General features: G+C 57.0%; 8 protein-coding genes. 6 read left to right on the forward strand and 2 right to left on the reverse strand.

Annotation, left to right across the window (positions count from 1 at the left end; genetic code table 11):
* The first annotated feature begins 6 nt into the window (after positions 1–6).
* Positions 7–630, forward strand: coding sequence for a hypothetical protein (locus Pla52nx_RS08355; RefSeq protein WP_146519693.1), 624 nt, complete (start codon positions 7–9; stop codon positions 628–630).
* Positions 631–1,623 carry a hypothetical protein gene (locus Pla52nx_RS08360; RefSeq protein ID WP_146519692.1) on the forward strand — a complete coding sequence of 331 codons (993 nt, stop codon included), beginning with the start codon at positions 631–633 and terminating at the stop codon, positions 1,621–1,623.
* 300 nt (positions 1,624–1,923) lie between these two features.
* Here Pla52nx_RS08360 and lptB read toward each other — a convergent pair whose 3' ends face one another.
* Together lptB and lepB are read right to left on the reverse strand one after the other, a co-directional pair.
* On the reverse strand, positions 1,924–2,886 hold the full coding sequence (lptB, locus tag Pla52nx_RS08365; protein WP_146519691.1) for an LPS export ABC transporter ATP-binding protein: 963 nt from the start codon (positions 2,884–2,886) through the stop codon (positions 1,924–1,926).
* 49 nt (positions 2,887–2,935) lie between these two features.
* Positions 2,936–5,026 carry a signal peptidase I gene (gene lepB / locus Pla52nx_RS08370; RefSeq protein WP_197454520.1) on the reverse strand — a complete coding sequence of 697 codons (2,091 nt, stop codon included), beginning with the start codon at positions 5,024–5,026 and terminating at the stop codon, positions 2,936–2,938.
* A 303-nt stretch (positions 5,027–5,329) separates the two neighbouring features.
* Here lepB and Pla52nx_RS08375 point away from each other — a divergent pair, with 303 nt between their 5' ends.
* The 4 genes from Pla52nx_RS08375 to gltB all read left to right on the forward strand — a co-directional run bounded on the left by Pla52nx_RS08375 (position 5,330) and on the right by gltB (position 13,674).
* Complete coding sequence (locus Pla52nx_RS08375; protein ID WP_146519690.1) at positions 5,330–7,339, forward strand: hypothetical protein; 2,010 nt, start codon at positions 5,330–5,332, stop codon at positions 7,337–7,339.
* Positions 7,340–7,451: 112 nt separating this feature from the next.
* Positions 7,452–7,715, forward strand: a complete 264-nt coding sequence (locus Pla52nx_RS08380; RefSeq protein ID WP_146519689.1) for a hypothetical protein — start codon at positions 7,452–7,454, stop codon at positions 7,713–7,715.
* Positions 7,716–7,962: 247 nt separating this feature from the next.
* Complete coding sequence (locus Pla52nx_RS08385) at positions 7,963–8,925, forward strand: LysR family transcriptional regulator (protein ID WP_146519688.1); 963 nt, start codon at positions 7,963–7,965, stop codon at positions 8,923–8,925.
* 198 nt (positions 8,926–9,123) lie between these two features.
* Positions 9,124–13,674, forward strand: a complete 4,551-nt coding sequence (gene gltB, locus Pla52nx_RS08390) for a glutamate synthase large subunit (protein ID WP_146519687.1) — start codon at positions 9,124–9,126, stop codon at positions 13,672–13,674.
* Positions 13,675–13,725 lie beyond the last annotated feature (51 nt).

Genomic DNA, 13,725 nt, shown 5'->3' on the forward strand with positions numbered 1-13,725 from the left:
GATTCCATGATCCGATCTCATTCTCTCCGCCGATTGCCGGTCATTTGCGGATTCGCGTTACTCGCGATGGCTTCGCTGTCACTGCCCACGGCGGCTCACGCCGCGATCTCGTTGCGATTCAACAGCGTGACGATCAGTGAAGGTACCGCGACGACGCCGATCACGCTGTTGATTTCGAGCGCATCGGGCGATGAGGTTTTTGGACTTTCGGCCGACGTACAAGGCCCGGCTGATTTTGAGGCCAGCGGTGACATCGGTTTGACGGGATTCTTTGCCAGCGGAAATTTGGACCCGTCGTCACAATTCATCCGCGACGCGGGCGACAACACCATTGCATTGTTGAGCTTGGACCTCAATGTTGCGATGGCTGTTCCCATGTTGGAAACGCCGGCGGCGCGGATCAATCTGGCAACCGGTTCATTGACCGAAGGCGTCTACAACGTGACGCTGAGCAACGTGACGTTTCTGGATCAGAATGCGATGATCATTCCGGCGATTGTACAGGGAGGTACCATCACAGTGTCTGCGGTACCCGAACCGACTGCTTGCGTGCTCATGTGGGTTGCGATTTGCGGATGGGCGTTGCCTCGGCGAAGTCGCTCGGTATGCGTTCAGGGCAAAGGAACCTGAATGGGGGCTTACTTGATCGCGACAGACGAAGCCGGGTATGGGCCGAAACTTGGTCCCCTGGTGGTGGCGGCAACCGCCTGGCATGTCGATTCGCAGGTTTTGAGTGATTGCACTTTGCAGGGATCATTAGAAGACGCTTTCGCGTTGCTTCGTCATCCGGTGATGCACCAGGGCGTCAAGTTGGTGATCGATGATTCCAAAGCCGTCTATCGGCCACGCTCCTCCGGACCAGAGGGCGGTTCACTGTCCAAGTTGACAGCGGCGGTTGGCATTGCGATGAATTGGGTTTCGGATTCGCCATCGCTTCAAGTCACGCAGTGGATCGACTCAAGTGACAGGCGAGATATCGACGCAACGGACTGGCTCGGAGAATCGTGTTTCGAAATGCATGCCGAATCAAGCGTGGCGGTACCCGAACCGTGGCGGACGTCCTCCGTGCGGTTATTCAACGTCGCGACTCGTGTGATCACGGCCGGTCGCTTCAATCAAATGATTGCGTCGGGCATGAACAAATCCGACGTGCTTTCGGACGCAACGCTTGGTCTCGTTCGCCAGCTTTTGCCGAAACAGTCCTCCGAATCTCCGTTGCCTGCAGACGATCCGATCATCGTCTATTGCGATCGTCATGGCGGACGTCGTTACTATGCGAGTGTCTTGCAGCACGTCTTTGGCGGTGAGCTTGTCCGTGTAATGTCCGAGTCCAAGCACGTGAGTGCGTACAGTGTTCCCTACCAAGGACGAGAGTTTCGGATTTGCTTTACCGTCAAAGGAGACCGATTCACGCCGGTCGCCTATTCATCCATGATCGCCAAGTACTTGCGTGAGCGGGCGATGGAGTCCTTCAACGCCTACTTTGCCGAGTATCACACCGGCAAGCAACCGCTTCTGCCGACTGCCGGCTACCCGGTCGACGCGGATCGATTTTTGGAGGACGTTGCCGCGATCATCAAACGGCGAAAGATCAAGCCAGTCGATCTGGTTCGAGTCCGATGAGCGTCTCCTACGCCTTCGGCTACGGGTCAAACGACGTAAAGACCAGCCCCCGTTTGACCCGTAGCCGAAGGCGCAGGCGGCAGCGGCGTTTGGTTCTGCGGTGGGCCCCGTTTGGTAGCGACTCCTACGCCTTCGGCTGCGGGTCAAACGATGTGAAGCCCAGCCCCCGTTTGACCCGTAGCCGAAGGCGTAGGCGGCAGCGGCGTTTGGTTCTGCGGGGCGACCCGTTTGGTAGCGTCTCCTACGCCTTCGGCTGCGGGTCAAACGATGTGAAGCCCAGCCCCGTTTTTCGTCCACTCGCTACACGTCTGTCACTCGGCGGTTGGGTCTTTGAATCGGGCGACGTGGTGGAGGTGGGTTTTCGGTGTGCTGCGGATCCACGCGCACACCGCCGGGCAATCGCACTTGCACCCGCGGTGAGGGCGGTGGCTGACGCATCGACTGCTGCGGTGTTGGCGACTGAGGTGCATGGGCACCCGCCGACGCACCGTCGAGGTCGCCCAAGTATTCTTCGCGGACCTTGGGATGCTGTTTGACTTCCTCCGGCGTCCCATCGATCAACACTTGGCCTTGATAGATCACGTAACAACGATCGACCGTCGCTAAGATTTCTCGGGCGGCATGGTCGGTGATTAAGACGCTGATTCCGCTGTCACGTAACTGCGTGATGACGCCTTGGATCTGCTGGACCGTGATGGGGTCGATGCCGGCAAAGGGCTCGTCGAGCATCACAATCTTGGGATCGGAAACCAGACAACGCGCGATCTCCAAACGTCTGCGTTCGCCACCGCTCAGTCCGCCCGCTTTGTTCTTGCGAATATGCGTGATACTGAATTCCTCCAGCAACTCGTCCGTTCTGCGTTTTCTTGACTTGCGATCAAAGCCGAGCAGTTCCAACAGCGCCGAGATGTTTTGCTCGACCGTCAACTTTTTGAACACGCTGGGTTCTTGGGGCAAGTATCCCATTTGTCCGTCACGTGCGCGCCTGAACATGGGCCAGTCCGTGACGTCGCGGCCGCTCAAGTAAACGCGGCCACGATCGGGTTCGACCAAACCGCAGATCATACGAAAGCTCGTGGATTTGCCGGCACCATTGGGGCCGAGCAGTCCAACGATTTCGTTTTGACCGACGTGCAAGTTGACACCATCGACGACCCGCCGTCGTCCATAGGTCTTTTGCAAATCGACGGCTTCCAGAATCGGCTGATACAACGCCTCGTCGTCGGCAGCCGTTGGCATCAAAAACTGTGTTACTTTGTTCATTCGAAATCCTTTTCAACGAAAAAGGTGTCTGACACCTTTTTTACAAAGGTCAGCGGATCAAACGCATGCGTTTGAAGTTGGGGGTGATCGGCAGTGGGGATCGCCAGTGGTGCGGCCAGAAAACAGCTAACGCTTTGCCCACGAGCAAGTCTCGGGGAACGTACTCGGCCTCAGAAAACGTGTAAGCTTTCTCGCGATACCGATCGGGCAACCCGCCGACTCGCTTGGCGTTGGCCCAAAGTCTCGCGTCCAAGCTTTCCGGGCTGTTGTCTCCCATCGGAAAGAACTGATCGGCTTGCAAGTCAAACGCAATGCTGCGTCGTGATTTCCAAACGTCGATTTGGTCCCAAGTTTCCGGTTGGGACATCATGTCTTGGATGTCCCGAACGGCTTGATAGGGGTGCAAGTTTTGACCGACGATTCCGCTGAGTTCATCAATGTCGTAGTCAAAGATGCCGCGTGAATCGACGTTGGCGGCGATGTAGTACATGTCGCGAGACACACCGACGTGATGAACCGTGGCGCTGCCGCCGCGAACGGCAAGCCCCACCGGAGCTGCGTCCAGCGGATGAACGCCCGGCTGATATCTCGGGGACGCTTCGTCGGCCGGACGATACCGAAGCGAGTCGAACGTGGTGGGTCCGTCAAATGAAACGAGTTTGTTGTCGACCCAGAGCAGGAGTTGATCGTCACAGTTGCTCATGCGGACGTTGGCCGTTCGTCCGGCACGCAGGGAGGTGGCCGCGGTGGGCGAAGTGGACTCGGTGCCATCAGCGGCCGTGAACGGACGCGTCTGACCGTCGTCGATCTTCAAGGTCGCCTTGCCCGTCGCCAAATCGACCGAACACTGATACTTGACGCCCGATTCGATCAACTCCAGCAACAGCTCTTTGCAGTCACTGCCCAGCTCGATCTCGCTGTCCATGATCAAGTCGCCGACCCAGTGCTGGCCAGTGTAGGCACGATCGCTTTCACCAAAGCTGGCTCGACCCTGCAGGGTATCCAAATCGCCACCGGATACGTAATCGTCACGGAACGTGCCATTGAATCCGCCGCCGATCAGGCCGGTCGAAGTCACCGGATATTCGGAGTAGATCGTGCTGCTGTGAACGTTGATGTAACAATCGTATGCATAGAAGTCCGTGATCGCGCCGCAGGAGTACGGCTCCACGTCACGAAGGTCGCCGTTTGCCTTGGCGGTCGCCCATTGTTCAGGACGAGGCCAGCGGTGAAAATATCGGAGCCAATGCAGTTCGTCGTCATTCGCTTTGAGCTGGGCAGTCAAACCGTCCGCTGATTGTTTAACCGTCCATGAGTCCGTGGGTGGCTCACTGGTGTTTTCCGCCCATGGCTGAATGCGGCTGGGGTAGCCCGATTGAATCAGCAACTCGGATTGGCGGTCGCTGTCGTAGACGTGATGCTGCATCGCGAGCAGTTTGTCGACTGGCTTGCGCAAAATGGTTTCGGTCGCCTGTTCGGCGTTGCCCGAGCTATCACCAAGAGGTCGTGCATACACGTCGCCGTGTTGGATGCGGAGAGTCTCACCGGGCAATCCGACCAAACGTTTGATGTAGTTTTGCTTGGGGTTGCCTGGGAATTTGAAAACGATCACATCCCAGCGCTCCGGATCGGCGATCGTGTAAGCGAACTTACTGACCAAGATGCGGTCGCCGTTGAACGTCCCGTGATCCGGTGCGTCTTTGAGATCAAGACTGTTGACGTATCGACAGTTGGGGCACATGCCCGCCACGACCGTCGACACCTGCCGCTGTTCCCGGCGTTCCTTGCTCGCGCCGACTTGGAAAGATTGTCCGCACTGCTGGCACTCCAGATCCTTGTGCGCTCCCATCAACGTTGGTGCCATTGAGCCGGTGGGGATCACGAAGGCTTCTGCGATGAACGCGCGGAACAGCATCGCCAGGATAAAAGCGACCACGATCGCCTCGATCGTCTCACGCTGCCCACTCGTTCGGATCGCTTCGGCACGGATGACCGCAGGATCGCGAGTGTCTTTGACGGGCACGTCGCCGGCCTTGCGTTGATCGCGTTTTTCGGAGGATCCCGCCGCCTCGGACTGCGGCTGAGCAGACGTTTCGCCGGCGTTGGATGATGATTCAGAGCGTTTGGACTTGCGGCTCATGTTGCAATTGCAAGGGGGCGTGGAAAGGGAAGTACGGAATCCTAGCTGTTTTGCCCAGCTTATGAAACTTCGATTCTGAGTCGCTAATCTTGGCTTTCGGCAACAATCTGGCGAAAACGACCGAAAACCGATTACGCGGTGGCAAACCAGCTTAGCAAGCAAACCATCAAACGGGCGATGTCACGGCTGTCCGGGGGCGATAAGATGGAGGAAAGTGAGAAGCCTTCGGCGGAGCATGGGGAGCCTGCCGCGATCCATCGGCTGACGTCCCTTCCGTCCGCGTTCCCCACTGATCATTCGCCCATGACCAAGCTGAAATCGCCAAACGTCGCGTCTCCGTTTTTTCGGCGTCCGAGCTGCCTGTTTCCGGGGACCGCCCAGCGTCAGGAAATCAACTCTGCGGTCCGGCGAGCTTCTTTTCCGATGCTGCTCGCGATCGGGACTTGTGTCGCCGTGTTGGTCGTCCTGCAGGCAGCCTCGCCAGTTCAGGTCTGGAGCCAAGACGCCACTGCTGACGGCGAATACTCTGACGGCGAATCAGAGACGACCGATCAGCGTGTCCATGAGCTGATCGAAAAACTGGGCAGCGACAGCTACGCGACCCGGTTGCGAGCAAGGAATGAATTGCAGCGAATGGGGCTGGAAGCGTTTGATGCGTTGAGAGAAGCGCAGACGCACAGTGACAGTGAAATCTTGTCCGCCGCACGTTTCCTGATCAGCAGTTTGCATGTCGCTTGGGCCAAAGAAACCGATCCTGCGGAAGTCCGCGAGGCATTGGCCGAGTACGGTGCACAGGACGCGTCGGAACGAGAGAGCCGCATCCATATCTTGGCAAGTTTGCCCGACCGCAAAGGCTTGCACGCGCTCGTGCGACTGGCTCGATTTGAGTCGAACATTGCGTTGAGTCGGTTGGCCGCTCTGTTGGCAATGAAGCAGAATGTGAGCGAGGATCGGGCGCGACAAATCAGCAATGCCGAACGTATTCGAGAAATGCTCAGGGGCAATCAGCGTCAGGCGTCGCAGTGGTTGTTGGCCTATGCCGACGACTTGCGAGAGGGTCAGTATTCGGAAAGTCGCTGGCAAGATTTGATCCACAAACAACGCAGCGAGCTGGACAACGCCTTGTCGCAGACCACGCACGCCTCGTCCGTCTTGGAACTGGTTCGCGTCTCTGCCGCGAGAGCGGCAGAGCAAGGTCAAACCGCAGAAGCCTTGCGTTTGGCGATCGAGAACGCTGACTTGGTGCCCGCGCGGACGCGTGGTTTGATCGATGCGTGTGAGTGGGCGATCGATCATGAGCTGTTCCCCTTTGTCAGCGCGCTGCAACAACAGCATCAGCATGTCTTCGAGTCTCACGCCCTGCTGATGTACTCCGCCGCACACGCGCACTTGTCAGCCGGCGAGGTCGCCAAAGCGAATGAACTGGCAGAGCGGGCAGCAGCGATCCGCAAGTTGCCCGAAGATGAAACGCAGCGGACAAATCTGTCGGACAAAGAGTTTGAGGAGATGGCGTATGCCCACATGGCGATCGGTGAGCAACTGGAACAACGCGGCTTGTTCGACTGGGCAGAGAAAGAATACCGACTGGTGATCGACTCGTCGGACTTGGAAATGAACGTCGGGGTTCAAGCACGCCAGAACATGAGCAAACTGTGCGAAGAATTACTTCGCCATGACGACGCGGTCAAATGGCTGGAGCCAGTCGTGGAGCGTGCGGAAAAGGACAACAAGTTTCAAAACAGAATCAGTATCTTGCTGCTCAGCGCTGCATCACTACGCAGCAAGGTCGAGTACCAGCGTGCGTTGAGCCAAATGAAGTCGGGTCAAATCGACGCGGCCAAGAAGAGCTTGGTCACCGCGATCAACGCAAATCCGACGGACATCAACATCATCATCACGATGATGCAGATTGACGATGAAAACGATCCAGCATGGACGGCTGTCATCTCTCGCTACTGGACGCAATCGATCGGCCGATTGAAATCGGACATCGCCAGTTACGAAGCCAGGATGCGGCGTGGTATCCCGATAGCCGCTCGAGATGATTTGGCCGAATCACTCAACCAGTACGCTTGGTTGGTCTCCAACACCAAGGGGGATTTTCAGGAAGCGTTGCGGGCAAGCCAGCGATCACTCGTGTTGAGCCCCGGCAGCCCTGAATTCTTGGACACCCTGGCACGTTGCCATTTCGCCGTGGGCGACGTGCGTGCGGCGGTGGCAACTCAAAAAGAGGCGTTGAAGGTCTGGCCGCATTCCCCTCCGCTGAAACGTCAGTTGAAGGAGTTCGAAGCGGCGTTGCAGGACACAGAATAACGATCATGCGGATCACTCGGCCAAGCCGACATCCAGTGATTTGCATGCATTCCAATGGACGATCATTCCCGGTGAATCCTCTTTGTATCCTCCCGTTTGGAGACACCTGGCCATGTGGCGTTCACTGTTCATCGCTCTCGGCATCATGGCGATCATTGTCGGCATCGAATGTCTGTTGATCGACAGCGCCAGCTTCTATTCCCGCTCCTCCACGACCGCAGTGGATTTTTTGGATCCCTCGGGAGCGCCGTCCAAATCGATCACGACTTGGAAACCAAAAGAGTGGTTCCCTTGGTTGGTGCTCAGTGTTGGCACATTGGTGGTGATCTATTCCTTCACCATCCCCAATCGAATCCGGCATTCGTCGTTCGACTGAGCCGTCGGGATGCTTTCTTGGGCTGTGTCGATGATTCAAGCCGGAGAATGCCGATCGGGCACCTTTCCCAATAGGGCCACAGACGTCTTTATTGTCGGATAAAGGCCAAGAAAGTCGCATTGCGGAGGGACTGGCCCGTCGGGAAGCGGAAACTATTGACGGTGAAATTGTCGATGCTTACTTTGCATAAGCCGAAATCAACCAGCCGGCTGTCAATATAAGCCCTGTTAATAGTACATCCGCCGCTTTGCACTTCCGAAACTTCGAACTTTTCTGTGCCGTCGCCGACCTCCGCAGCTTTTCCAAAGCTGCGTCGATGTCTGATTTGACCCAGAGTGGGGTGAGCCAAGCGATTCAGCAACTGGAGGAATCGCTGGGAGTGATTTTGATCGATCGGTCCAAGCGACCATTGGGACTGACCGGTGCGGGCGAAGTGTACTACCGCGGCGTTCGCGATCTGTTGGGACGCTACCGTCGCTTGGAGCAAGAAGTTGTCAGTACGAGCAAGCAATTGGAGGGGCAAGTTTGCGTAGCGGCTATCTATTCAGTCGGCTTGAGCTACATGCCCGAAGCGACACAGGCGTTCAAGCGGTTGCATCCTGAGGTCGATTTGCGGTTGTCGTTCGGACGCAACGAACGGGTGATGCAAATGGTCGTGGATGGCATCGTTGACATCGGACTGGTCAGCTTTCCCAAGAACACGAAACAAGTGCAGTCGGTGCTTTGGCAGCAGGAACCCATTCGGCTTGTCTGTTCTCCGCAGCATCCTTTTGCGAGTCGACGCGACGTGTCGTTGAGCGATCTGCAAGGTCTGGAGATGGTGGGATTTGATCGCGAACTGGAACTGCGTCAATTGATCGATCAAACCCTTCAGCGTCTGGGCATCACGGTCGATGTTCGGATGGAGTTTGACAACGCAGATTCGATCGTGCGAGCGATCCAAGCCAACCAGGGAATCGGGATTTTGCCGGAGGCGGTGGTTCGACGCGAGACCGCAGTGGGTTCGTTACAGGTGGTGGCGTGCCCGGAACTGAGGATCACTCGTCCGTTGGGGATCATGTTCAAGCGTCCGGGCAGACTCAGCCGTGCGGCAAACGAGTTTGGCTCCCTGTTGCTCGGGCGACCGCTGGAACCTGATCGCCGTAGTAAACCGATAGCGGCTAAAGCCGCAGCCGTCGACTTGAAGCGTGAGTCGTCCGCGATCGCCTGAATCGTGCACGACGCACCGTCGGCAAAGGAAGTTTTTGGCAGGCGAATGTGCCCTCTCTCTGGGCGGTCCGTGTGCCAGATTCGGGGAAAGGACTCTGCAGCAAGTCACCTACAAATCAACCATTCGCGTGACGCCATCAACGGCGACAGCGCGAGACAGAGTTTTTCGATTGGAAGCATCCGCGTGAAGAGTAAATCCATGAACAAGCCCCTTCTACACTTGCCGACTGCCGACGGGTTGTATGATCCCGAGCAAGAAAAGGATTCATGTGGCGTTGGTTTCATCGCTCATGTCAAAGGCGTACCCAGTCATCAAAACGTGATTGATGCCGGTACGATTCTCGTTGCGATGGACCACCGAGGCGCCTGTGGGTGCGAACCCAACACGGGTGATGGTTGCGGAATGCTGTGTGGATTGCCACATGAGTTTCTGCAAAAGGTCGCCAAGGAAGAGCTCGGTGTGGACCTGCCCGAGCCGGGACGATTCGCCGCCGGCCTGGTTTTCCTGCCCACCGATGAAGCCGAGCGAGCGCAATGCAAATCAACGATGGAGCGTTTGATTGCCGAGCGTGGCCAGGTTCTATTCGGCTGGCGGAAAGTACCCCAAGACACGGATCTCGCCGACGTCGGGCCGACCGCACGTGCCGCCGAGCCCGTCATCGAGCAGCTTTTTGTGGGTGCGGCCGATGGCATCGAGGGCGACGCGTTTGAACGCGAGCTGTATCAGATTCGCAAACGCGCCAGTCACCTTTTGCGTGACAACGACGATCTATCGCAAGCCCTGATGTTTTACGTCTGCTCGCTCAGCACCAAGGTCATCATTTACAAAGGAATGCTGACGCCGGCTCAGTTGCTGCCTTACTACCCAGATCTTTGCGACGAGTCATTCAAAACGCACTTGGCGATGGTACACAGTCGATTCTCGACCAACACGTTCCCAAGTTGGGACCGCGCCCAGCCGCTGCGTTTCATGAGCCACAACGGCGAAATCAACACGCTGCGTGGAAACCGAAACTGGATGCGTGCCCGTGAAGGCACCGCCCAAAGCGAATTGTTCGGCGATGATCTCCAAAATCTGTTTCCGGTCGTCGAGCCGCATTTGAGCGATAGTGGTACGTTCGACAACGTGCTCGAATTCTTGCTGATGAACGGACGGACGCTGCAGGAAGCCATCATGATGATGGTTCCCGAAGCGTGGCAGAAACACGACACGATGTCCGAGGACAAACGAGCGTTCTACGAGTATTTTTCTTGCATGATGGAGCCTTGGGACGGCCCCGCCTCGATCGTTTTCACCGACGGCAAGTACATCGGCGCGACGCTGGACCGCAACGGCTTGCGACCAAGTCGTTACTACCTGACACACGATGATCGCGTGATCATGGCTAGTGAAGTCGGCGTGTTGCCGGTGGATCCAGAGATCGTCAAAGAGAAGGGACGCCTGCAACCCGGCAAGATGTTCTTGATCGATTTCAAGGCCGGACGCCTGATTCCAGACGAAGAACTCAAGAGCTCGTTCGCAAAGGCCATGCCGTACGGAGACTGGTTGCGTGAACAACGAATCCGCCTGAGCGACTTGCACCCCGAAGCAGAGCCGCATGGTTTTGACAGCGATACGTTGCTGCAGCGTATGCAGGCGTTCGGCTACACGAGCGAAACGATGAACTTCATGCTGCGACCGCTGGTGCGTGAACTACGCGACCCGGTCGGCTCCATGGGCAACGACAGCGCGATCGCTTGTTTGAGTGACAAGCCGCGGATGATCTACGACTACTTCAAGCAGCTCTTTGCACAGGTGACCAATCCTGCGATCGACTCGATTCGCGAAGAAGTCATCATGTCGCTGGAGTGCTACATCGGTCCAGAAAAGAATCTGTTGGCCGCGACCCCAGAGCACTGCCATCGGTTGTTGGTCGAGCACCCGATCTTGACCAACGAAGAACTCGCTGCCCTGTCTCACATCAATTTTGAGGGCTGGCACAGTCGGCTGATCGACATCACCTACGATCGTTCCGAAGGAACCGCCGGACTGCAGCGTTCGTTGGATCGTATCGCCGCGGAAGCAGAGGCTGCTGCGGACGAAGGCATCCAACTCGTGATCTTGACCGATCGCAACATCGGACATGACCGCGTACCGGTCAGCGCGCTGCTGGCGACCGGCGCGGTTCACCACCACTTGGTCAAACAAACCAAGCGGACTCAGATCGGCTTGGTCGTCGAAACAGGCGAAGCCCGAGAGGTTCATCACCATTGTTTGCTGGTCGGTTACGGAGCCGATGCGATCAATCCTTACCTCGCGTTTGAATCCTTGTGGCAAGCCCGCCGTGACGGATTGATGGACTCGACACTCGATGATGACAAGATCGTTGCCGCCTATCGAAAAGGCGTAGCCAAGGGGATGCTGAAAGTAATGGCCAAGATGGGCATCAGCACCCTGCAGAGTTACAAGGGCGCGCAGATCTTTGAGGCTCTCGGCTTGAAAGACGAAGTCATCGACAAGTGTTTCGTCGGCACGGCAAGTCGAATCCAGGGTGTATCGTTCGACATCATCGCCGAAGAATCCTTGCGACGTCACAAGCTCGGGTATCCCTCGCGTTCCTCGGACCGTTTGCCGGCCTTGCCCAACTTGGGCGAATATCACTGGCGAGCCGAAGGCGAAAAGCACACTTGGAGCCCCGATACGATCGCCAGCTTGCAAGCTGCCTCTAGGAATAACGACGAGTCGGCTTACTGGCGGTTTGCAAACCACATCAACTCCGACAACAAGAATCGCTGCACGTTGCGTGGGTTGCTCGGATTCAAATCCACGGGCAAATCAATCGACATCAGCGAAGTCCAATCGGCCAGCGAGATCGTCAAGCGGTTCTGCACCGGCGCGATGAGCTTCGGCAGCATCAGCGCCGAGTCTCACGAAACGCTGGCGATCGCCATGAACCGACTGGGCGGCAAAAGCAATACCGGCGAAGGCGGCGAGGACCCGGTTCGCTTTCAGCCCTTGGAGAATGGCGATTCGAAACGTTCCGCGATCAAACAAGTCGCCTCGGGACGATTCGGTGTCACGATTGAATACTTGACCAACGCCGACGAAATCCAAATCAAGATTTCGCAGGGAGCCAAACCAGGTGAAGGCGGCGAGTTGCCCGGTCGAAAAGTTGACAACAACATCGCTCGAATTCGCTACAGCACACCAGGCGTCGGATTGATCAGCCCGCCGCCCCACCACGATATCTACTCGATCGAGGATTTGGCGCAACTGATCCACGATCTGAAGAACGCCAACCGAGCCGCACGCATCAGCGTCAAACTGGTCAGCGAAGTGGGCGTGGGTGTGATCGCGTCCGGCGTTGCTAAAGCACACGCGGACCACATTCTGATTTCCGGCGACACCGGGGGAACAGGTGCATCGCCGTTGACCAGCATCAAACATGCCGGCCTGCCGTGGGAACTCGGGATCGCCGAAACGCATCAGGTCTTGGTACTGAACGATCTGCGTAGCCGTGTCGTGTTGCAGACCGATGGTGGTCTCAAGACAGGTCGTGACGTCGTGATCGCAGCATTGCTGGGCGCGGAGGAATTCGGGTTTTCGACCGCACCACTGATCACCCTGGGGTGCATCATGATGCGTAAATGTCACTTGAACACCTGCCCCGTCGGTATCGCAACACAGGATCCAGAACTGCGTGCCAAATTCAACGGCAAGCCTGAGTATGTCGTGAACTATCTATTCATGGTTGCCGAAGAAGCCCGTCAGTTGATGGCGAAACTCGGCTTCCGAACGATCGATGAGATGGTCGGACGCAGCGACATCTTGGAAACCGATGCCGCGATCAAGCACTGGAAATCCGACGGATTGGATCTCACGAAAATGCTGAAACCTGCCACGCGTCCTCACGAAAACGTGGGTGTGATCTGCGGCCAAGCCCAAGATCACGGCTTGGAACTGTCACTCGATATGACGGTTCTGCTCGAAGCAGCACAACCGGCGCTAGAGAATCAGACGCCCGTCGTGATCGAGACACCGATCATCAATATCAACCGCACCGTTGGAACGATCCTCAGCAATGAGGTCGCCAAAAAGTATGGACAACCCGGACTGCCGAACGACACGATCAAGATCAAGTTGACGGGATCGGCCGGGCAGAGCTTGGGTGCCTTCCTCGCACACGGCATCACGATCGATCTGGAGGGTGATGCAAACGACTATGTCGGGAAAGGACTCAGCGGCGGACGGGTCATTGTTTATCCGCCCAAGCAAAGTTCGTTCCAACCTGGCGAGAACATCCTGATCGGCAACGTATGCCTCTACGGTGCGACCAGCGGAGAAGCCTTTTTCCGTGGACGCGCGGCTGAACGCTTTGCCGTTCGTAATAGCGGTGCCCGAGCGGTTGTCGAAGGAGTAGGAGACCACGGTTGCGAATACATGACCGGTGGACGCGTCGTCGTGCTGGGACCGACGGGGCGGAACTTTGCGGCAGGCATGTCAGGCGGCATCGCCTACGTTTGGGACCGCAAGGGTGACTTTAACCTCAATTGCAATCTGGCGCTGGTGGAACTGGAATCCATCGAACCCGGCGAAGAAGAAGCAGAGGTGAAGCAAATGATCACCGATCATCGCGACTTGACCGGCAGCGATGTCGCCGAGTCGGCACTCGCGGACTGGAATGGATTCCTAAGCCAGTGCGTGAAGGTCATGCCGGTTGATTACAAACGCGTGTTGAAGCAAATGAAAGCCACCGCATCGGCAACCTAAGCCGCGACTCCTTACATGAGACATTGACGGGCGACTCGATGCCCAATCGGT

This window comes from Stieleria varia (genome assembly GCF_038443385.1).
In the GTDB taxonomy this organism is placed as follows: Bacteria; Planctomycetota; Planctomycetia; order Pirellulales; family Pirellulaceae; genus Stieleria; species Stieleria varia.